The 21,411-nt window shown below is 44.6% G+C and carries 17 protein-coding genes; 6 read left to right on the plus strand and 11 right to left on the minus strand.

Going from position 1 to position 21,411, the window contains the following annotated elements:
• Positions 1-18: 18 nt before the first annotated feature.
• Positions 19-933, plus strand: a complete 915-nt coding sequence (locus IJJ71_RS07510; protein ID WP_296846211.1) for a prohibitin family protein — start codon at positions 19-21, stop codon at positions 931-933.
• A gap of 99 nt (positions 934-1,032) precedes the next feature.
• Complete coding sequence (locus IJJ71_RS07515) at positions 1,033-1,719, plus strand: FAD-dependent thymidylate synthase (protein ID WP_296846212.1); 687 nt, start codon at positions 1,033-1,035, stop codon at positions 1,717-1,719.
• Positions 1,720-1,876: 157 nt separating this feature from the next.
• On the opposite strand, the gene IJJ71_RS07520 is transcribed toward IJJ71_RS07515, so the two are convergent.
• The 3 genes from IJJ71_RS07520 to IJJ71_RS07530 form a co-directional block, all read right to left on the minus strand.
• A complete protein-coding gene (locus IJJ71_RS07520) occupies positions 1,877-2,632 on the minus strand; it encodes a lytic transglycosylase domain-containing protein (RefSeq protein WP_296846213.1) in 756 nt (251 codons plus the stop codon).
• 131 nt (positions 2,633-2,763) lie between these two features.
• Positions 2,764-3,183 (minus strand): hypothetical protein, encoded by a 420-nt coding sequence (locus tag IJJ71_RS07525; protein ID WP_296846214.1) that lies wholly within the window; start codon positions 3,181-3,183, stop codon positions 2,764-2,766.
• A gap of 95 nt (positions 3,184-3,278) precedes the next feature.
• Positions 3,279-3,725, minus strand: a complete 447-nt coding sequence (locus IJJ71_RS07530) for a PTS sugar transporter subunit IIA (protein ID WP_184658930.1) — start codon at positions 3,723-3,725, stop codon at positions 3,279-3,281.
• Between the two features lie 80 nt (positions 3,726-3,805).
• Between IJJ71_RS07530 and IJJ71_RS07535 the strand changes: the two genes are divergently transcribed.
• A complete protein-coding gene (locus IJJ71_RS07535) occupies positions 3,806-4,216 on the plus strand; it encodes a hypothetical protein (protein WP_296846215.1) in 411 nt (136 codons plus the stop codon).
• 32 nt (positions 4,217-4,248) lie between these two features.
• Entirely contained in the window at positions 4,249-5,259 is a 1,011-nt protein-coding gene (locus IJJ71_RS07540) for a radical SAM protein (RefSeq protein WP_296846216.1), read from the plus strand.
• A gap of 86 nt (positions 5,260-5,345) precedes the next feature.
• Here IJJ71_RS07540 and IJJ71_RS07545 read toward each other — a convergent pair whose 3' ends face one another.
• Positions 5,346-7,415: a 4-alpha-glucanotransferase gene (locus tag IJJ71_RS07545; RefSeq protein WP_296846217.1), complete on the minus strand. Its 2,070-nt coding sequence runs from the start codon at positions 7,413-7,415 to the stop codon at positions 5,346-5,348.
• Positions 7,416-7,631: 216 nt separating this feature from the next.
• On the opposite strand from IJJ71_RS07545, the gene IJJ71_RS07550 reads away from it, so the two are divergent.
• Positions 7,632-11,246, plus strand: coding sequence for an alpha-amylase family glycosyl hydrolase (locus IJJ71_RS07550; protein WP_296846218.1), 3,615 nt, complete (start codon positions 7,632-7,634; stop codon positions 11,244-11,246).
• A gap of 130 nt (positions 11,247-11,376) precedes the next feature.
• Here IJJ71_RS07550 and IJJ71_RS07555 read toward each other — a convergent pair whose 3' ends face one another.
• From IJJ71_RS07555 to IJJ71_RS07580, 6 genes are all read right to left on the minus strand, one after another.
• Positions 11,377-12,684 (minus strand): pyridoxal-phosphate dependent enzyme, encoded by a 1,308-nt coding sequence (locus IJJ71_RS07555; RefSeq protein ID WP_296846219.1) that lies wholly within the window; start codon positions 12,682-12,684, stop codon positions 11,377-11,379.
• Positions 12,685-12,702: 18 nt separating this feature from the next.
• Positions 12,703-14,223, minus strand: coding sequence for a DUF3943 domain-containing protein (locus IJJ71_RS07560; RefSeq protein WP_296846220.1), 1,521 nt, complete (start codon positions 14,221-14,223; stop codon positions 12,703-12,705).
• A 35-nt stretch (positions 14,224-14,258) separates the two neighbouring features.
• Positions 14,259-15,524 carry a beta-ketoacyl-ACP synthase II gene (fabF, locus tag IJJ71_RS07565; RefSeq protein ID WP_296846221.1) on the minus strand — a complete coding sequence of 422 codons (1,266 nt, stop codon included), beginning with the start codon at positions 15,522-15,524 and terminating at the stop codon, positions 14,259-14,261.
• 89 nt (positions 15,525-15,613) lie between these two features.
• Positions 15,614-17,188 (minus strand): type 2 periplasmic-binding domain-containing protein, encoded by a 1,575-nt coding sequence (locus tag IJJ71_RS07570; RefSeq protein ID WP_296846222.1) that lies wholly within the window; start codon positions 17,186-17,188, stop codon positions 15,614-15,616.
• 61 nt (positions 17,189-17,249) lie between these two features.
• On the minus strand, positions 17,250-18,524 hold the full coding sequence (locus tag IJJ71_RS07575; protein WP_296846223.1) for an O-acetylhomoserine aminocarboxypropyltransferase/cysteine synthase family protein: 1,275 nt from the start codon (positions 18,522-18,524) through the stop codon (positions 17,250-17,252).
• A gap of 106 nt (positions 18,525-18,630) precedes the next feature.
• Complete coding sequence (locus IJJ71_RS07580; protein ID WP_296846224.1) at positions 18,631-19,662, minus strand: DNA-methyltransferase; 1,032 nt, start codon at positions 19,660-19,662, stop codon at positions 18,631-18,633.
• A 22-nt stretch (positions 19,663-19,684) separates the two neighbouring features.
• On the opposite strand from IJJ71_RS07580, the gene IJJ71_RS07585 reads away from it, so the two are divergent.
• A complete protein-coding gene (locus IJJ71_RS07585; protein WP_296846225.1) occupies positions 19,685-19,903 on the plus strand; it encodes a hypothetical protein in 219 nt (72 codons plus the stop codon).
• A 321-nt stretch (positions 19,904-20,224) separates the two neighbouring features.
• On the opposite strand, the gene IJJ71_RS07590 is transcribed toward IJJ71_RS07585, so the two are convergent.
• Positions 20,225-21,241 (minus strand): hypothetical protein, encoded by a 1,017-nt coding sequence (locus IJJ71_RS07590; RefSeq protein WP_296846226.1) that lies wholly within the window; start codon positions 21,239-21,241, stop codon positions 20,225-20,227.
• Between the last annotated feature and the right edge of the window lie 170 nt (positions 21,242-21,411).

A 21,411-nucleotide genomic window follows, 5' to 3' on the forward strand; every position in this document is an offset into this window, starting at 1 on the left:
AATTCTCAGGAGAATTCTATGAAAAAATTCACAACAAAAACTTTGGTAACACTTATCGTGCTTGCAGTCATAGCAGCCTCAGCTTATGAATCAGTAGCTGTCGTTGCCCCAAACGAGCGTGGCGTTCAGGTAATGCTTGGTGAAGTCACAGGCGATGTTCTGGAGCCGGGAATGCACTTTCATCCGCCATTCGTCAGCGTAATCAAGAAATACTCAATCGTTCCAAAAGGAATGAACGTAACTTTCTCCGTTGGCAAGGACGGCGCAATCACAAAGGACATGCAGACTGTCGGCTCACAGGTCACGGTTTTCTACCGCTACGACGGGGCCAGAATCATGGATGCGGTCAAAAAATACAACGAGAACATCCTTGAGAACGCAATCACCCGAAGCCTCGTGGCAAGCGTAAAGGAATCGGTCGGAAAATATTCAATCTACGAGCTGGTCGAAAATCAGGACAAAATCACAACAGATGTCACGACAGCCCTCAATGCAAAGCTTTCTGAATATCCAATCGAAGTCACCCAGCTTACAATCTCAAACTGGGACTGGAGCGAGGACTTTGACAAAAACATCAAGGAAACAATGAACCGCACGCAGCAGGTTCGTCAGGCAGAGCAGGACTTGAAGCTCGCCGAGACAAACGCGCAGAAGCAGGTAGCCGAAGCCGAAGCCCAGAAAAAGGCAGCCGAGCAGACAGCCGAAGGTGAGCTGATTAAGGCTCAGAAAGCAGCCGAGGCAAAACGAGCCGAAGCAGATGCCCTCGCCTACTACAACGCAAAGGTCGCCCAGAACTATCAGGTAGAAATCAAGCTCAAGGAACTCGAAATCGAGCTTGAAAAGGCAAAAAAATGGGACGGCCGTCAGGTTCCGGAATATGTTCCATTAACAGCAGCCGGCGGCATCGTAACACTCCCAGAAGCAAAAAAATAAAAATTCCTCACGGAGCTTAGGAGTACACAGAGAGCATTGAATATAATATTTCTCTGTGTCCTCTGTGCGCTCTGTGAGAAACTGATTGGAAACCAATTTATGATTCAAATATTCGACACAACAGACAAATATCCACTTCAGAAAATCGGCAAGATGGCCGGCGTTTGCTGGAACAGCCCGATTGACGATGCCGAAAAGAACATCAAGCGCGCAAAGGACTGCATCACGAGCGGGCACGGACGCGTTCTTGAATATGTAGACATCGAGCTGTGCATTGCAGGCTATTCTGCGCGCGCAATCCGCGAATATTACACGCACATTGGCGGAGGTCCGACAAGATTGCAGGAAAGCACCCGCTATGTAAACTGCGAGAAGTTTGACTATTACCTTCCCCCAACGGCCGCAAAATCTGAGGAAGCAAAAAAAGCATACGAAGGATGTATGGAGAATATCCGAAAAAGCTATGCCTCGCTCATGGATTTAGGAGTCTCAAAGGAAGATGCCGCGAACATCCTTCCGCTCGGAATGATGACAAAAATCGTGGATAAGCGAAATCTCCGCAACATGATTAATCTCATGAACCAGCGGCTTTGCACAAGAGCCTACATCGAAATCCGCACAATGGCAAACGAAATCAAAAAAGAACTGAGCGAATATTCCGAAGAATGGAAGTGGATTTGCGAAAACCTGTTCACCCCCAAATGCGACATAACCGGCTTCTGCACCGAAGCAAAATGCTGTGGAAGAAGACCGAAGAAAGAAGCCGCATCCCCTATGTCAAAATAAAGCGCGTCAACAAAAGAGCACGAAAATGCAAAAAAAAAGAGGCGGAATCTGGGTTCTGACAAAAAGTCGCTTGAGATTGCTCACCGCGACTTTTATGGCAGGTTCCCGATGGAAGCCTCTTTTTTTTGTGTTATCAAGAAACTTTGTTGAGCGCGCTTTATTTCTTTGCTAGTGCTGTGTTCGTAGACGTTGAATAGAACGCAAGGACTTCTGTTGAGAACTTGCTTTCAAGATGGACACGGTAATTTGAAATCTTCGCTACATAGTTAAGCGTGTGCTGCGGAGTTTTGTTCTGCTTTACGCGCGAAGTTCCTGCATTGTACATTGCGAGTGCCGTAATTTCATTGCCGGCGATGTCCATGCAATAACGCAAGTGGCTCATTCCATATTTTGCGCTCACTTTGGGGTCAAAGAATTCTGACTCAGTGAGTTTTGGGAATGTCGCGCTGTTGAGCTGGAACAAACCGCGGTCAATCGTGTGATTGGTGTTTGAATTTACAGCGTTTGTCTTGAAACGGCTCTCAACGAATGCAAGCGAGAATGCAAGTGAAAGCGGAATGTCGTTCTTGTCGGCATTTTCAAGGATTGCAAGCGCAACCTCACGATTGCTTGTGACATGAGTGTAGAACCACTCGACTGCAGGGCGAGACTGTGGCTGGCGATACAATGCCAAGCCCTCATCATCTTCTGGAGAATAGTCATCAGCATATTCTGTCTTAAAGCCGGCCTCCGCAAAATATTCCTCTGTGAAATCGATGCTGTTGAGCATATTAAAATCAGGAATTTCTTTTGCCGGCTCTTCTGTTTTTTCGGCAGAAGACGGAATGAGCGTAAACACGAGCAGACAAACTGCTAACAAAAGAGAGCTCAATGCTAAGGTTCCGCCGAAAATTCTGGCATTAACTTTATTCATGCTGACCATCATTGCAAAAAAATTATTTTCAGTCAATGGAAAATTCAGAGAATTTTAGGTTTTTTCGTTGAATTTCTCGCATTTATTACGGTTTTTCGCAATTTTAACATTTTTATACTAGGATATTACAGTTAGTATAAAACAACATCTGTTCCAGCCGCTTCTTTTGAAAAGAAACAATACTGCTGATGTTTAGCAGAAAGTTCTTCCATGTAAGCAGTTTTCTCTCCAAGAATTTCACCAGGAATAGCAAAGCCAATCACGGAAACGCAATCCTTGATTCGGCGAGCCGTATGTTTCATTGCGGCCGTAAACTGCTCATCCCCGGCATCCTTATCAAAAACAGGCTCGATAAAAACAAACTCCTTTTTTTCTTCAAGAGCCTTCAAATCATCACGGAGTTTTGCCAAAAAATCCTCGTTGTACTCTTCTGCTCCGCCCTCAACATCACTCCACTTTACAGGAAAAGCCTTTCCTTCTATTGAATAGCTTTCGCCTGCGACAGTGTACAATTTGCTGTCCTTAACTTCAAATAATCGTTCTAATTTCATAAATACTCGTCATGCCATAAATTTCTGGCATCTTTTAAAATAAAAAATCCCCGCTTTTTGCGAGGACTTTCAAAACATTAGGCACTATCAAAATCCTATTCAGTAAGAATCTTGATAACCTCAGCCTTGTCCTGAGTGTTCAAAATCTGAGCACGTTTTTCTGCACTCTTGAAGAGCAAGCTTACTTCAGCAAGGAACTGAAGATGCGGGCCAGTCTTGTTAATCGGAGAAAGTGTCATGATGAAAATGCGGCATGGCTCCTGATCCAAAGAATCGAAATCAACTGGATTGTCAGAAATGCCAATACATGCAACCAAATCAGCGACTGTGTCAGTCTTTCCGTGTGGAATAGCAATTCCGTGCTTCATGCCTGTAGACATTTTGCGTTCTCGGTCAAGCACACATTCGCGAGCCGTAGCCTTGTCTGCTACTTTTCCAGCCTTGATAAGAATATCGAGCATCTCATCGATAATTTCTTCCTTTGTCTTACCTTTGAGGTGCAATTCTACTGTGTCAGGTGTTAATACTGTTTTTAAGTCCATACAATAAGTTTAGTTTTCATTAAGGCAAAAGTCAAGTAAAAACGCTACCAATAGTGTAAAATTTTTTGTATAATGAAGATATGACAACAATCGATAAATTTCTTTCAGACATTCAAAGGACTATCAAACACGACCGTGCCAATAATGGCGGCCACTACGATGCGAAAAGAGCCTGCACTCAGATTGCGAAGCTTTTTGAGAACAACAACCGCAATCTTGGCGCATTAGCCGTTTCAATCGGTGATTACTGGCTCAACACATACATTCTTGCATCACAGGATTTGGCTAATGAACCAAGCGAAGAAAACACCGAGCGAATCAAGGCATTCCAGAATTTTTCAGACTGTGACGAAGAAGCCGATTATTCAATTCTAACTGCGGACGACTGGGAAACATTGCGTGATTTCGTAGACGATGCGGCAGAAGATTTGCCTCTTGATTCACTTCAGGCCATGATGAACTTGATTTTGCAGAACGGAGCATTATCTTAATTTACAAGCGCAGACAAAGCGGACAAACACAGATGGAAAATTTTTACGAAAACTGTCTTCTATGCCCAAGAAAATGCGGAATAAATAGAGCATCTTCTCTCGGATTTTGCAAGGAACCTTCCCAAATCAGGATTGCCGTCGCTTGCCTTCATTTTGGCGAGGAACCTCTGATTACAGTTCACGGCGGAAGCGGCACAATCTTTCTGACAGGCTGCAATTTGCGCTGCGCATTCTGCCAGAATTACCAGATAAGCCAGCAGGGAATGGGAGCCGTCATCTCAAAAGAAGAATTTGCTGAAATCTGTCTCAAGCTTGAAGAAGCCGGAGCAGAAAACATCAACCTCGTAACAGGAAGCCATCATGTTCCGGCAATCGCAGAAGGTCTTGCAGAGGCAAAAAAACGAGGCCTGAAACTTCCGGTCTGCTGGAATTCAAGCGGATATGATTCAGTTGAGTCGCTTAAAATGATCGACGGGCTCGTAACAATCTATCTTCCAGACCTCAAAACGCTCAGCCCGGAGCTTTCAAAATCACTCTGCGCGGCCGAAGATTATCCTGCAAAAGCAAAAGAAGCGGTTTCGTGGATGATAGAGCACAATCCGCTCAAACTCACAAGCGTCACAAAGGAAGTAGATGGCAAAAAAGTCACAAAGGACAAAATCTTACAGGGCGTAATCGTCCGGCATCTTTTTTTACCGGGAAGATTTTTTGAAACGGCAGATGTTCTGGAATGGCTCAAGCATAACGCAGACGGAAAAGCAATCATTTCGCTGATGAGCCAATATACGCCTGTTCCGTTCAAGGGCAGCGAAGAAGAGCTTGCAAAGAGAAAAGCATCACTTTCTTCTATAGAAAACCGCCTCGTGAACAAAAATGAAGACGCAGATTTAAAAGATTTGATTGAAGCCTATGACTTCGACTATCTTTTCTATCAGGATTTATGCGCCGACACCGAATGGCTCCCCGATTTTGAGCGAACACAACCTTTTTCGTACAAACTTGCACGCCCTATCTGGCATTGGCACCATGGATGGTGCCTGTAATATTTTAAACACGAACTAACACTAATTATACGAATTATACAAATATAATAATTCGTGTTAATTCGTGTAATTAGTGTCTTCCCCACTTATTTTTCCGCAGCAGAATGGATTTCCGCAATTTTTTTGATTTTTTCAATCAGATTCTTGTTTTCGGCCAGTTTTTCAACCAAAACAGGCATTCGCCAGGTCCAGTTGAAGTTTGTTACCGAGCCAGGAACATTGATTCGCTCCGTTTTTGAATCAGGAGCATAATATTTTGAATCAAGATAAAGCCAGTCCTGCAAAGGATTTACGAACCATGCGCCGTTTGTTTTCGCAAAAGTTTCCATAAGAAGCTGGGCGGTCTCTGGCACGAGTTCCGGTGTAAAGTGGACATTTCTTGTATCGACGCCGAATGAATCGATGTCGTTCTTCTCGAAGAAGTGCTCCGGGCTGAGATTTTCGGCCGGGATTCCGATTCGTTTTATTTCCTCGTCATACCATTCACGCAAAGTTGATGAATCATGCACGCTTGTCGTTACGATGCTCAGCTTGCGGTAAGTCAAAAGGCTCACGAAAGGCTGATTGACCTTTTCCCACTTTCGGCACCATCTGATGACTTTAAGCCCCAAAATTCCGCATTTATCAAGGACTTTTTCCATGCAAGGAATGTAAACGCCCAAATCCTCGCCGCACGGAACCATGTCCGATTCGTTTATGAGGGCTGTGAAGATTTTTTCGGCCTGAGCCTGCCAAAGTTCTTCCTGTCTTTGAGAAACTTCGTAGAACATTCCGCCGAGAATATCTTTTTCGCCCTGAGAAAGCGTGTTCCAAGCCCTTGTTTCGTAATACTTCCACATAGGAGCAAATTTATTTTTGCTGACTTCGATTAGAGTACGGTTCTTCCACCATGCGCACAAGCGGTTAAAGATTTCCACCTGAATTGAATGGTCGATTCCGTATTTATCAAGATTGATTTTGCGGATATCAGCCTCGGTTTTAATTGAAGCCTTGAAAAGCCAAAGTTCTTCCCAGCCGATTCGGTCACAGACAAGCCCCATGATCTCGCGGGTTGTCTCAGGATTGCCGATAAGCCTTATAAAATCTTCGGTTGGAATGTGAGGCTGAGAAAGCCAGCGAATTCGTTCTTTTGAAAAGCCTGCCTTTAAAAGCTGAGCCTCGCTGATTGGCGCAAAAGGCTCCGTGTGTCCCATTTCTGCCGTAGATTCGCCGTCTGGAATTGTCCAGAGCCTGAAAAATCCCGGAATGTGGTCGAGACGATATGCGCCGAAGAATTTTGCCGCAAGTTTGATTCTGAGTCGCCACCATGCGAAATTGTCCTTTTCCTGAGTCGGGAAATCGTAGCACGGGAAGCCCCAGTTCTGTCCTGTAGGATTGTCGCCGTCCGGAGGAGAACCTGCCTTGCACTTTTGATTGAAGACTTCCGGGCAGCACCAGACATCGCATGAATCCTCGTTGAGAAGAATCGGAAGGTCGCCTTTGAGAGTTATTCCGAGCTTACGGACATAATCAGCAGCCTCCTTGAACTGATTGAAAGCAACAAACTGCTCCCACGCATAGAAATAATGATACTGATTCAGGGATTTATCGTTCCAAAGCTCAAGAATCTGCTCTTTTGAAAGATTCTGATGCTCCTTCTTCCAGCTTTTCCAGCTTGCCTGCATGTAATCCTGCTTGAATTTTTTGTAGACACAGTACAATGGAAGCCATTCGCGATTTTCTTCAATGAAAGCATAAAGTTCTTTTGCCCGGTCTGAAATGTCATTGCCCGTGAAAATCGTTCGGCTCCAGATTTTTTGAAGAAGGAATTCCTTTGTGCGGACTATATAATCGTAATCGAAACGCTCGTCCTTTTTGTGCGAGATAAAATCATCGTAAGTTTTTTTGAATGAAGAGTCATTTTCGTAGCATTTTTTGAATGAACTCAGCGCGGAAATTTGAATGTACATAGGATGAAGCGCAAATGCAGAAAGTGAACTGTACGGAGAACTCTGTGCTCCTGTATCAAGAACCGGAAGAAGCTGTATAACGGAAAGATTTGCACTTGATGCAAAATCAGCGAATTCTTTGAGTGATGCGAATTCTCCGACAACTGGAGAAGATTCTGTTTTTAGAGCCGATAAAGGAACGGCAACACCTGTTTTGTTTTTAATCATTTTTGCATTATAGCATAAAACAAACTGCAAATAAAGGTGAAAGTCAACTTAAAAAATAAAATTATTAATCTGAATTTTGTAAAAAGTTCACTTAAAAATATAAATTTTTGGAAAAAAGTATCAATTTCTGAAATTCACTTTAATTTTTTTCTAGTGCAATATCGTGATTATGTGATATAATATTTACACTTAATTTAAAAAATCGGGGGTATAATTTTGACCTACTCATACAACGAATTCCATATCGCTAAAGCAGTTCGTGACGAATGTAAATTTTCTGAATCACTTTATTCTTCATCAGGCAATGTAATTCTTGCAAATATAAAGGCTGTCCGGGATTTCCAGACCAAATTCAATAAATATCTTGTGAAGCACAATCAGACACAAATTTCAGCAGGAACGCTCAATGCGATGGGCTTGCTCGACGAAATCTTCCATCTTGCGTGCTACACTTACCGCCGCCAGAAATACCCGGATTCTTTCAAGGAACTTCTGGCAGATTTGCAGTCATCTTTCGGCGAAGATGTTATCAACAAAATGATTCTTGATTTTTGTGCCGAGTTCCCGCCAACCGAAGTTTACAAAGGTAACATTTCTATAGAAGATTATTTGAATACCGAGCTTACTGAGCGCAAAACAGGCCGAGTCCGCACAAACCGCGAGCAAGTTCTTGAAGAGCTTGTAATGCTCCATCTCGACAATGAGAACCCAGCCTTCAAGCCTTTTATCGCACTTTTCGATGATTCAAAACTTGCTTCCAATCCAAAATGGACAGAAATTTGGAACCAGATTCAGGCATATTTCAAAAAACTGCCTTATTGGGGCACTTTCGGCCACGATTTAATCACTTTCCTGCGGGAACCAGTCAATTTTGCTCCTGACAACATTCAGGAACAGCTCAATTATGTCCGCACTCATTGGGCAGACCTGCTCGTTCCGGGCGATGGAGAGGGCGAAGATTACTGGCTCAAACGGCTTTTGAGCGGAAGCGATTTGCTTGCCGAGGAATGGAAGGCAGCATGGCACCCGACAAACGGCGGAGATGCGGATATGGCTCCACCGAACTACGACTACCTCATGCGCGAATACGAGCGTTTTTCTGCCGACAAAGAATGGATGCCACGCGTTGTTCTCATGGCAAAAACTGTCCTCGTATGGCTCTACCAGCTTTCAAAGAAATACAACCGCGAAATCAACCGGCTCGACCAGATTCCGGACGAAGAACTTGATTTGCTCCGCGACGAAGGATTTACAGGCTTGTGGCTCATAGGTCTTTGGGAACGAAGCCAGGCAAGCCGAACAATCAAGCAGATTTGCGGAAACCCGGAAGCAGCGGCCTCAGCTTATTCTCTTGATGACTATGAAATTGCATGGAACCTTGGTGGCTGGGATGCGCTGACAAACCTTCGCAACAGATTGTGGCAGCGAGGAATCCGTCTTGCAAGTGACATGGTTCCGAACCACACGGGTATGGATGCCCGCTGGGTTGTCGAAAAGCCGGATTTGTTCGTTCAGAGGCGGGATTGTCCTTTCCCTTCATACACTTTCAACGGCGTAAATTTGAGCCACGATGGCCGCGTTGCCGTTTACCTTGAAGACCATTATTATTCAAAAACTGACTGTGCGGTCTGCTTTAAGAGAGTCGATACGGCAACTGGTGATGTCCGCTATATTTACCACGGAAACGATGGAACTGGTATGCCATGGAACGATACTGCTCAGATTGACTTCTTGAATCCGCAGGCTCGTGAAGAAGTAATGCAGAAGATTTTGCATGTCGCACGGAACTTCCCGATTATCCGCTTTGATGCGGCGATGGTTCTTGCAAAAAAGCACATCAAACGATTGTGGTACCCGGAGCCAGGAAAAGGCGGTGACATTGCAAGCCGTTCAGAATCAGCACTTTCAGCACAGGAATTTGAAAACCGAATTCCGAACGAATTCTGGCGTGAAGTCGTTGACCGCGTTGCAAAAGAAGTGCCGGACACTCTCCTCCTCGCAGAAGCTTTCTGGATGATGGAAGGATATTTCACGCGCACTCTCGGAATGCACCGTGTTTACAACTCAGCATTCATGAACATGCTCAAAAAAGAAGAGAACTACAAATACCGCCAGACAGTCAAAAACACAATCAACTTTGACCCGCAGATTCTCAAACGATATGTCAACTTCATGAACAACCCGGACGAAGAGACGGCCGTAGCACAGTTCGGAAAAGGCGACAAATATTTCGGTGTCTGTACTCTCATGGCAACAATGCCAGGTCTTCCGATGTTCGGACACGGCCAAATCGAAGGTTTTGAAGAAAAGTACGGCATGGAATACACCCGCGCATACAAAGACGAGCAGCCGGATCAGTATCTCGTTGACCGTCACAAGCGCGAGATTTTCCCACTTCTCAAAAAACGCTATCTCTTTGCCGGTGTCGAGGACTTCCTTTTCTACGATGTATGGAACAACGGCAGCGTAAATGAAAACATCTTCGCATATTCAAACCGATGCGGAAACGAATACTCAGTTGTCTTCTATAATAATAAGTACGAGCGCGCAAGCGGCTGGATTAAGCAGTCTTGTGAATACGCCGTCAAAACTGGCAGCGGAGAGAACGACAAAAAACTCGTAAGCCGCTCAATCTCAGAAGGCCTCGGTCTTTTGGGCGAAGATGACTACTACATGATTTTCCGCGAAGCTAGAAGCAATCTCTGGTACATCCGAAAATCACGCGACATTTGCGAGCAGGGCATTTTCATTGCGCTCAATGGATTTGAAACCCAGATTTTCCTGGATATCCGTCAGGAACGCGATGTAAACGGCTCGCTCAAAGAACTTTGCGAATTCCTCAATGGCAAAGGAACCCAGGACTTGCACACCGCATGGCAGGATTTGCACTACAAAAATCTCTATCAGGCTTTCCAGAATGTCATTTCCGCAGAAACTTGTCTCGCGCTCGGCACTCTCAAAATGAGCGCAAAAGAGCTTAAGGCCGCAGAATTGAAAAAAGCAACAGCTGCAAGCGTTAAAAAGCTCGTTTTGTCTCCGCTCGAAAATTTCTACAGGACAGCGAACCAGTTCGCCGAAGAAGAATACATCACCGAGCAGACAGAACTTCTCGCACGCGAAAAGGCTGAGACAAATCGGCTTATCGAGGAAGAAAAAGCACGGCTTAGCGAAGAAGCAAAAATCGCCGAGGCAAAAAAATCTTCCAAAGCTAAATCTTCTTCAAAGGCAAAGGAACTTTCTTCACCGGCACTCAAGGCCCTGGAGAAAAAGCTTTCTGAACTTGAAAAAACGGTCGTTAAATTCTCGCCGTTCGTTGTTCCAAAATCACTTTCATTCCCAAGCGGAACAAAAATTACAAACGACGACATTTACATCTACATTTTCAGCGCGCTTACTCCAATCGCAGAAAGCAAGTTCGCGCGAAAGTGGAACCTTGAACGAAAGATTGCTGAATTCACCGGCAACACGGCGATTGGCGACATGCTTTCATACGACTTCTTCAAGCGGGCATTCATGCTCGCCGAAGAAAAAATGCCAAAACTTACAGAAACTTCTGCAAAAGAAGATTTGCTCGCACTCGCTTCAAATCTTGCACTTTCAGAAAATTCATGGACATTGCTTGGAGCAAACGAATTCAACGGCACAAAATGGTTCAATAAAGAAAAAATGGAATCAAGCCTTGAGTTGTACAAGAAAATCATTCTGCTTAAAGCAAGTGCAGGCAAAAAAGAAGCGGTTGAATCTCTGTTCAAGAAACTCAATACCGCTCAGAAAAAGGCTGAATATAAGTGTGAAGATTTCGTAAAGGTTTTTGAATCGAAGAAAAAATAGGGGGCGTTACGGGGGCCGGTTAAAGAAACATTTCACTGGCTCCCAAAAACGCTTTTTGAAATTGGTTGCCCCCGTAGAAAGGGTAGCGACCAACGGAGTGGGCGCGTAGGGAAAGACTTTTCCCTACTCCCTAAAACTCGTCGGCCATTGTCAGAATCACTTCCATTGCACTTGAAACACACGGTCTGTTAATAGTCGTGTGCATCAGTGCATTGGAGATTCGCTCTGGCATTTCAGGAGCCGTGCCCAAAGTGTGCCGGATATATTCGGAATTCAATGCCGGATGGTCACGCATTACAAGAACGAGAGAAGCATCATCTTCGTCCATTATTTCCTTGCGTTTGAGAGCGGCAGCATAAGCCCGGCTAGTAGATTTATTCGCAAAAATATTATAATCATTGAAAAGCTTTCGACATGCCTGCTCAGTCTCTTCTTTTGAAACCTGTGCCGGATAAACAAAATGCTTTAGCATCAGCGGATTTGAAGCAAAAATCTCCTCAAAACGCTCCAAATTTGAAGGACTTGATGGATCAGCGTTTCCACGCTTTTCAAGCTCAACGATGCTGTCCATAATCTCGCAGTTTCCGGCCAAATCAACTTTTATTTCATCTGTCGTAGGACAAATAAATCCGTTTGCAGGAAGGGAAAGCCGCCAGCCATACAAGCCAGCCACAAGATTCGAGTAGTTTCCGCACGGCATCGAATAGAAAATGTCGCCGCTCACCTGATTTTTGAGGCGGCTGAATGCATACGGATAGAAGAATGTCTGAGCCAAAAGCCGGCCGATGTTCGCCGTATTTGCCACAGTAAGATTATATTTCTCGACAATAGAACGATTTGCGTAAATTTCACGGACAATTTCGTGACACACATGCTCAGAGCCATCAACTTCGATTGGAAGGACATTTCCGCCGTTCCAGATAAAATCTTCTTCGGAAAGCCCCCGGATAAAGCCACGCGGATAAAGAAGAACGGCCTTGATGTTCTTTTTGCCCCGGATTACACGCGCAAGGCTTGCACCAAGCTCTCCGACACTGGCATCAAGGAAAGTGGCCGTGCTGCCCTTCATTGTCAAAATCGTCTCAAGGCAGTTTACGAGGTAAGAAATTCCGAATTCTTTATGACTTCCAGTTGGAGTGTGATAAAGCTCCAGCGTAAAAAGTCGTTCGTCGATTTTCCGCAATTTTGGTGAAAAAGGGAACGCTTTTGTAGCAATCGTCTCACAGATAATCGGAGAAAATTCGTTATTGATGAAAGCAGAAGTGAGCGCACCGGCAATACTTGCAAATGTAGTGTTTTCGTTGGTGTATAAAATCCATCTTCGCAAATCAGCAAAATCCTGCGGAATGTACAAACCGCCGTCCTGCGGCATACAGTCAAGAACCGCCTGTGAGAAATTAACCGATACAGAACTGTCTCTTGTGCTTGTAAACTTCATAATCCCACCTTAAAGAATTTACTTCAGCTGCAACCTCGCGTAAAGGCTTGCAGAATTTACGAACTGGAACACATCTGGAACTTTTTTGTAGAATGCCCTTTTAACATAGATTTCATCGCCAACTCCGAGGCGAACTTTTTTTGTAATGGCAAGTTCAGCAGAAGCATTTCCGACACCAATCCACTCCCAGCCTGTCGAAGCAAAAACAACATCGTCCTGAAGCTGATTGTAGAAATCACGCATTGCATAGCCCCTGAATCCCAGGTTGAGCGATGAGCCGCCTTCAGAGATAAGACGAGCCTTGAACACAGCCATCGGGCCTGTCGTCATGTTATAATTGCGAACTACACCTTCGTCCCCGTTAAGGACACCAATCTTTCGGTGATAGTAATAATAATCAGTTGTTCCGAGTGCGTTCCATGCACCGTGAAGCTGCCATTCAAGATTTGCAGAATCAAAGCGGATTCGCTGCTTGATAGCAACGCCACCACCAAGGGAAGACAATTCGTAGAACTGATGCCAGTCGAAATTGTATTCCATCGCAAGGCCTATAGTCGTGTCAGTGTTTTCAGAGAAATGCGGAGAACGCGCAAAAAGCATACCGTTGCTGTCGATTTTGATGTCGTACATAACCTGCTCATCAAAATTTTCATAAGCACACTTAGAGCCATAGCCGGAACCTTTTCCTACAGAACCGCCGAAGTCAAGCTCAAACTGAGAATAAGGTGTGTTTGAATCGTGACCGTAAGGATCGTTATAAACTACGCTGAGCATAACAGAGCCGAAAACCGGATAAACCTCGTTCTGCTTGTAAAGGCCGTTGAATTGTGGTGCATTAAGGATTTCTGTGTTGGTTCGGGCAGTGCCGATTCCAAATTTCGTAGAAAGCTCGTGAATATTTCCTGTGGTTCCGAGCGGTTTTTGCCTTAGCCAGCCCTGAGTCCAAAGTCGCATCGGGTTGATTGCAAAGCCAAGAATGCTTGAAACTTCATCTGCTTCAAGAGAAAGGCGGTAGAGCATTTCACCAACGGCAAAAGAACCTACGGAAGTATAAATCATGTCGTTCGTAGAAGGAGCGTTCGTCTCGCAAAGGTATTCCCAGATTGCTGAACCGAGCAAGGTTACGCCGAAAGATTCAACGAAATTGAGGTTCGAGCCTCGTGCCGACATGTAATAAAGGCTTCCCTGATAAGGATGGAGAACGAAATTCGTCCAGTACCAGTCGCGGTCATATTCCAAATCTCGTTCCCAGAAATGCCCCCATTCATCCCAGCCAGTCTGTGCCCATGCAGAGCCAAGGCACCAGCGGTTATAAGAAGAAAGACCAAGATTGAAGAAAAGCATTCCACCGATAGCCGTAAACCAGTGTTTTTTTCCGTCATTTTCATGCAACCACCCAGAAGAAGAGCCTGCGGTAGCCGCATTTGCCGAAAATGTTACATCCGATTTTGACTGTGACTCAGAATCAACATCCTGTGCAAAAATCGCGGAGTTAAAAAAAAGCCCTGCCAATAATATTGCTGATAAAAATTTCTTCATTTTCCGTTTCCGTTTTCAACTTTCAGATTTCGTTTTTAGTCTTCAAATTTCTTGATGATGATGCAGCCGTTGTGACCGCCAAAGCCCAGAGATGCGCTTGCAGCAACTTTTACATCGCATGAAATGCCTTTGTTTGGGGTGTAATCCAAATCACAGCCGCCCTCGACATCCTGATTTTCGAGGTTGATAGTAGGCGGAATAAAGCCCTCGTTGATTGCCTTAACGCAGAAAAGAGCCTCGATTGCACCGGCAGCACCAACCAAGTGGCCTGTCATACTCTTTGTAGACGAAATGTGAAGTTTGCGCGCATTTTCTTCGCCCAAAGCGAGTTTGAGCATTGCAGATTCACCAGAATCGTTTGCATGTGTTGAAGTTCCGTGCGCGTTGTAATACTGGATTTCGTTTGGAGCAATGCCAGCATCTTCCAAAGCAAGTTTGACAGCCTTTGCAGCACCACTTCCGTCCGGCAATGGAGCCGTAATATGATAGCCGTCGCAGCTTGAGCCGAATCCTGCAACCTCAGCGTAGATTTTTGCTCCGCGGGCTTTTGCATGTTCGTATTCTTCAAGCATGAACATTGCTGAACCTTCGGCCATTACGAAACCGTCGCGGTCACGGTCAAAAGGACGGCTTGCCTTTTCCGGGCAGTCATTGAATTTTGAGGCAAGAGCCTGCAATTTTACGAAAGTTGCGATTGAGAACTCAGAAATTGCGGCTTCTGTTCCGCCAGCGAGCATTACATCTGCACGACCAGAACGGATTAAATCAGAAGCGAGCCCCAGAGAGTCAGTGCCGGAAGCACAAGCCGTGTTGATTGTCCATGAAATTCCCTGGAATCCATAGTAAATATTGACATTCGCAGCCGCTTCGTTTGAAATCATGAGCGGTGTTGTGAGTGGCGGGAGCCTGTCCGGGCCAGCGTTCGGGTCACAGAATTTGTTGAATCCAGCTTCGGTAGCCTCGATGCCGCCCAAGCAGTTTCCGACCATAACTCCCATTTTTTCGGCTTTCAAAGACTCTGCTGTGTAGCCAGAATCAGAAATTGCCTGAGCCGAAGCCGCAAGGCAGAATTTTGAGAAGCGAGCCATTTTTCGCACGGCCTTTGAATCAATTCCGTATTTTGTGATGTCAAAATCTTTTACTTCGGCAGCAACTTTTACAGGAAGCCTTGAAGAATCAAAAAGTGTGATATTCGTGATTCCGCATTTACCGTTTTTTACGCTGTTCCAAGCTTCTTCGACAGAATTTCCGACAGGGGAAACAACGCCCATTCCTGTAATAACAACTCGTCGTCTTGACATAAAATCTCCTATATATGAAAAATCCGCAACAGGCGGAAGCTATTGCGGATATTATAGCGAAAAATTGATATATTTACTACACCTTAAATCTACTGTTCTTTTGGAACAACTTTTATTTCATCCAAAAGAAGGGCATTTTCTTCAGCGTAAAGGATGCATCGTCTTTCCCAGTCTGCACCACCGAGGCGGTCAAATTCCCTAAGCCAGGTTTCCCAAGTCTCGAATTTTCTTAATCCCGCAACGAAATCACGTACTCCATCCTCATAGAAAGATTTCAGTTCCTTTGATATTGCAGGAAGGTTCATGGAAATAGTCCACGGGCAATTCTGCATATCCCGAAGCAATTTGAACGGACTCATCTCCTTGCCATTTTTTGAATACCATGTCGGATATCGGGATGCAAGCTCGTCATTTCCATTGTAGAATACAAGATTTCGCAACTGAAGCAACGGAGCGGCAGCTTTCTGAGTATAAGCGAGAGTCGGGTCAGGCAATCCTTCAAGGGTTACATTTCCATCATCGTCAAGCATGTAGTTCTCAGCTTCTTCACCATATACAACAGTAATATAGCCGTCCGTACTCATCCATTCAAGCAATCGCGCGATGACCGGAAGTTTTCCAAGTTCCTGAGCACGGCGTGAAACAGCATAATTTCGATAGCCAGGAGCATAAGCACCAACAGAAGAATAGCCTTTAGGACCTACAGGCGGATTAATCAAAATCCATTCTGCGTTAGGGAAATTCTCGTCAAATGCCTTATAGTTTGATTCCATTGCAAACGCCGCATTCTGCTCCCGCATGATTCCGAATTTTCCTGCTTTCCATGCCGCACGGAATTCATTTTTTGTATAAAGAGCCCATTTTGGGTCGATAAGACGCTCAATCGCAAGTTTTGCAACAAACTGCAAGGCCTCTTTGTACTCAGGCTTATGGATGTTAAGTCCAGGATTGCTTTTTGAAGAATTAAAAGTGCCCTCAACGCCAAATGCACCAAAGAAAGGAGCAAATCGGCAGCCCAAACCTTCTTCAACAGCACGAATATCAATGTAAGCCCCGTAACCGTAAGTGTTATCAAGTCCGTCGCCGTCCGGGTCATCAAATGTAAATGCTTTCATTACATTGTAATAATCATCCAGCGTAACAGGAATTGCGAGACCGAGTCTGTCCAGCCAGTCTTTTCGGATAAGGATTCCTTCGTTTCTATCAACCGAACCTGACTGAGACAAAGCATAAGAAACGCCGTCGATTGAAGTTGATGCACGAGCCGTATTATCGTACATTTTGGCCGTACGCTCAGGCATAAGCTCATACATGTGATCAACGCGGGTAACTTTGTTATCCTTTACGAGAGCCGTAAGAACATCACGGTTTACCATGAAAATATCCGGCAGAGCATTTTCCCTGGCAGCATCAAGAATCATTTCATCCTGCTCATCTTTATTTGAAGGCAAAGGAACGACTTTTAACGAAATACCAAGGTCCTTCTCAACATGGTCAATAAGAACGCAGTCTTCCGGCAATGGAGCGGCATCACTTGAATACGGGCTGTACCACAACTCAATTTTATTAAGTTCGCCAATACCTTCAATATCAATTCGCTCACACGCGGTAAACAATAATCCAGTGGCCAAAAAAGACGAAATAATTCCTATAATTTTTTTCATGGACAAATCCTTTTAGTTTCTTCTATATATTATCGACAAGAATTCGGATAAAAGCAAGAATTTAAATCGCTGCCAAAGCCTGCTTCAAGTCGGCGATGATGTCCTCAGTTGCTTCGATTCCGCAAGAGAAGCGAACCATATCAGGTCCTACTCCGCAAGCAACAAGCTCTTCGTCCGTAAGCTGGCGGTGGGTTGCAGAAGCCGGATGAAGGACACAAGTGCGGGCATCTGCAACATGAGTTGCAATCATCGCAAGTTTGAGGTTCTTCATGAATTTTTCGGCTGCTTTTCGGCCGCCTTTTACACCAAAGCTTACTACGCCGCAAGTGCCATTTGGCATGTATTTCTGCGCCAAGTTGTAATATTTATTGTCTTTGAGTCCCGGATAATTGACCCAGGCAACATTCTCGTTCTGAGCCAGGAATTCTGCGACAGCCTGACCGTTCGCACAGTGCTGCTTCATTCGGACAGGAAGCGATTCCAAGCCGAGGTTGAGCATGTAAGCGTTCATCGGAGCCTGGATTGAGCCAAAGTCACGCATGAGCTGGGCAGTACATTTTGTGATGAATGCGCCTTCTTTGCCGAATTTTGTGGCGTAAGTAATTCCGTGGTAGCTTTCGTCCGGAGTGCAGAGACCTGGGAATTTCTCGGCATGAGCCATCCAGTCGAATTTGCCAGAATCTACGATACAGCCGCCGACTGTAGCATCGTGGCCGTCCATGTATTTTGTCGTTGAGTGAGTTACGATGTCTGCACCCCATTCAAAAGGACGGCAGTTGATTGGAGTGGCGAAAGTGTTGTCAACGATGAGAGGAACGCCGTTTTTGTGAGCGATTTTTGCCCATCGTTCGATATCAAAGATTGTGAGGGCTGGGTTTGCGATTGTCTCGCCGAATACAGCCTTTGTGTTCAGTTTGAATGCGGTCTGAATTTCTTCGTCGGTAGCGTCTGGGGAAATGAAAGTGAAATCAACGCCCATTTTTCGCATGGTGACATTGAAAAGATTGAATGTGCCGCCGTAAATAGAGCTTGATGCTACGATGTGGTCGCCGTTCTGAGCGATGTTGAAAGCCGCGAAGAAGTTCGCAGCCTGACCGCTCGATGTGAGCATTGCAGCTGTTCCGCCTTCAAGGGCGCAGATTTTGCCCGCAACCATGTCGTTAGTCGGGTTCTGCAAGCGTGTATAGAAATATCCAGAGGCTTCAAGGTCAAAGAGCTTTCCCATGTCCTCTGAAGTGTCATATTTGAATGTTGTAGACTGAATGATTGGAATCATTCGAGATTCACCGTTTTTTGGCGAGTAGCCGGCATGAATACATTTTGTTGCGTTTTCCATTTTTTTCCTCGTGAAATAGATTTTAACCTAAATCAAGAATTTGTTAAACAGTCAAAATCCCCAGATTTTTACACAGATAAACAGTGATATTTGCTCTTATGAAGAATTAATCTGTGTACATCTGTGTTAATCTGTGGTTACTTTTTTTCTGATTAGAAAGACTGTTGCGCTCCCAGAAAACTCCGTCGCTGTAGCCTTGAATTGATTTGTCATTTTCGGCACGAGACAGGCGTTTTTCTGCCCAGAGGCAATATTCTTCGTTCTGCTCCACACCGACATAGTGCCGGCCGAGTTTTTTTGCCACCACGCTTGCAGTTCCGCTTCCTAAGAAAGGATCAAACACGATGTCGCCCGGCCGGCTTGAAGCAAGAACGAGCTTGGCATAGAGTTTTTCGGGCTTTTGAGTGGGATGGTCTGTGTTCTCAGGCATTGACCAGAACGGAATCGAAATGTCATCCCAGAAGTTTCCCGGATATGTGAGGCGGAAATTTCCTTCCTCGCTTTCATCCCAGTCTTTGGGCTTGCCGTTTTCTTTGTATGGTGCGATGACTTTTCGCTTCATTTTGACGGCTTCGACATCAAAATAATAGTCATTAGGATTTTTGACCGCAAACCAGATGTCTTCCATTGAATTTTTCCAGTTTGAGGCCGCCCCCCTGCCCTTTTCGCGCTGCCATGTGATTCTGTTGAGGATTGTAAGTTCCTTTTCAACGGCACGCTGGAGCGAAGAAGTGCATTTCCAGTCACCGCAGATGTAGAGGCTGCCAGTTGGCTTTAATTTTTTGCAAACGAGCGGAAACCAGGTTGCAAGATAATCATCGTAACGGCTTTCCGTGCGGGCATTGAATTTGTTTCCGTGAAAATCTTTAGTGAGATTGTAAGGAGGATCGATGATGATTAAATCCGCGAACCCGTCCGGCAAAAGAGGAAGTGCTTCAAGGAGGTCAGCGTTTATCGTTTTGTCGAGAATTGGAGAAAAGGCATTTTTGTCGTCAGAAGTGGCAGGTTGGAGTAATTCAGTATCTGAGTGAAAATATCCACTCAAATCTTCTATATTGAGGAGCCGCTTTTTCAGTTCAGGGATTTCGTTTTCTTCGAGAGTAAGAGTGCGGTTTCTTGGGGCTTTTGTTTTTGGCATACATTTTAGATTTTATACGATTTTGGAGAAAGTCGCTACAGGGAAAAGAACGGCGGCTACCTGCCTTGCGGCAGGTCGGGTGTTCCGCACTTCGCTCACGCTCATTCCTACGCTTTGCTTCGGAACGCCTACGGCGGTGCTCCATACCCTAGCCGATTATGATATTGCGATGCTCGTCATTGCGATTCTGAATCTGATTGTAAATGCACTCGCTCTCTATAACCTAGTTAAAAAGAGCTAAAAAAGGATAAAGCCTGCCTTTGCGCTTAAACTCTGGCAGGCTTTCCACAAAAGCCTAAGGAGACAGTCGCTAGTGCGGTGTTCCCTTATGTTTTTAATATATCATATAACGCTAAAAAGTCAAGGCAGACAATAATGCTCGATAATGTCTTTTTTCAGTTTGCCTAACGAGACTTGATTGATGTCGCAGCCTTTTTCTGGCGGCTACCTGCCTTGCGGCAGGTCGGGCTTTTCGCACTTCCGCTATCGCTTCATTCCTACGCTCACTTCGCTCGCTTCGGAACTGCTTCGCAGGTGCTACAATCCCTAGTCGAAGGGCTGGCTATTGTGCCACAACATAGCCAAGATTATTGATTGTATAGTTTGTGTTCAGCAGCTTAAATTTTCTATAGTTTTCTTCAAGCAATGATGAATCAGCACCTTCAGCAGTTGTGAGCACATGAGCACCAGAAGAATAAATAAAAGCAACAGTTTCGTAAGTCAAATTTCCGCAAATGCTGATAGGCGTTGATAACACAACATAGTTGTTTTCGTTTTCATCAAACGGAATATAAGCATCACCACCGATTAAAAAAATTGAGATAGTATCCGAGTTTTGAACACCACACATTCTATTATTTCTTATAACGCCACCGGTCATTTCAACTTTTCCACTTTCGCCAGAACTTTTATATTTGTTATAAACTCCATACCGCTCGTTTTCAAAAATTTTTCCACCAATAATAGAGAGTTCCCCCAAATTATAAATTCCGTCGCGTTTATTCTTTGTTATAATACCGTCTTTCATTGTGAAAAATGATTTCTCACTATTGTTGCATATTCCACCACCTTTATAAGCTTCGTTATTTGATATTTCACCATTCTCCATCAAAAAGATTCCCTCAACATACACTCCACCACCACCACCATTATTGACAGCTATATTCTCCGCTATTTTTCCACCGAACATTTCAAAACGAGCACCGCCATTTATCATTACGCCAGCTCCTTTTTTTAAAGCTGTGTTTTTAGAAATTATACCAGCGTTCATTGTGACAATCCCCGCATTACATCTAATTCCACCACCTCTGTAAGCAGAGTTTTCACTGATTGTACCACCTTGCATTGTAAAAGTTCCGTTATTTTCAACTCCACCTCCACCACCAATCTCTGTTGTGGAGTTGTTTTTAGTGATTGTACCGCCGTTCATTGTTAGAAGCCCATAATTTTTAATTCCAGCACCAGAATCATTTGCTGTATTGTTGGAAATTTCGCCATCTGAGAGAATAAGCGTTCCGGTATTATAAACCCCACCACCCCACTTTGTTGCGGTATTTTCACTGATTGTGCCGTTTTGCATTGTGAAAGTTCCGTTATTATAAATACCACCACCAGGGCATCCGCATTAAAATAACTTAATGACTCTATCCAGATAATCTTCGCATTTATCGCAAATGTGCTGCTTTTGAGAAATTGTAATGTTTTTGGATTTTATGACATCCGAAAAATCTGCTTGCTTCAGAAGATTCA

The sequence above is a fragment of the Treponema sp. genome (assembly GCF_017430385.1).
Lineage (GTDB): Bacteria > Spirochaetota > Spirochaetia > Treponematales > Treponemataceae > Treponema_D.

Coding starts and splice junctions, on each gene's coding strand:
- IJJ71_RS07590 (WP_296846226.1), bottom strand. CDS start 21,241: ATGCAAAACGGCACAATCAGTGAAAATACCGCAACAAAGTGGGGTGGT.
- IJJ71_RS07570 (WP_296846222.1), bottom strand. CDS start 17,188: ATGAAAAAAATTATAGGAATTATTTCGTCTTTTTTGGCCACTGGATTA.
- IJJ71_RS07545 (WP_296846217.1), bottom strand. CDS start 7,415: ATGATTAAAAACAAAACAGGTGTTGCCGTTCCTTTATCGGCTCTAAAA.
- IJJ71_RS07515 (WP_296846212.1), top strand. CDS start 1,033: ATGATTCAAATATTCGACACAACAGACAAATATCCACTTCAGAAAATC.
- IJJ71_RS07555 (WP_296846219.1), bottom strand. CDS start 12,684: ATGAAGTTTACAAGCACAAGAGACAGTTCTGTATCGGTTAATTTCTCA.
- fabF (WP_296846221.1), bottom strand. CDS start 15,524: ATGTCAAGACGACGAGTTGTTATTACAGGAATGGGCGTTGTTTCCCCT.
- IJJ71_RS07525 (WP_296846214.1), bottom strand. CDS start 3,183: ATGAAATTAGAACGATTATTTGAAGTTAAGGACAGCAAATTGTACACT.
- IJJ71_RS07535 (WP_296846215.1), top strand. CDS start 3,806: ATGACAACAATCGATAAATTTCTTTCAGACATTCAAAGGACTATCAAA.
- IJJ71_RS07530 (WP_184658930.1), bottom strand. CDS start 3,725: ATGGACTTAAAAACAGTATTAACACCTGACACAGTAGAATTGCACCTC.
- IJJ71_RS07560 (WP_296846220.1), bottom strand. CDS start 14,223: ATGAAGAAATTTTTATCAGCAATATTATTGGCAGGGCTTTTTTTTAAC.
- IJJ71_RS07580 (WP_296846224.1), bottom strand. CDS start 19,662: ATGCCAAAAACAAAAGCCCCAAGAAACCGCACTCTTACTCTCGAAGAA.
- IJJ71_RS07520 (WP_296846213.1), bottom strand. CDS start 2,632: ATGAATAAAGTTAATGCCAGAATTTTCGGCGGAACCTTAGCATTGAGC.
- IJJ71_RS07575 (WP_296846223.1), bottom strand. CDS start 18,524: ATGGAAAACGCAACAAAATGTATTCATGCCGGCTACTCGCCAAAAAAC.
- IJJ71_RS07510 (WP_296846211.1), top strand. CDS start 19: ATGAAAAAATTCACAACAAAAACTTTGGTAACACTTATCGTGCTTGCA.
- IJJ71_RS07540 (WP_296846216.1), top strand. CDS start 4,249: ATGGAAAATTTTTACGAAAACTGTCTTCTATGCCCAAGAAAATGCGGA.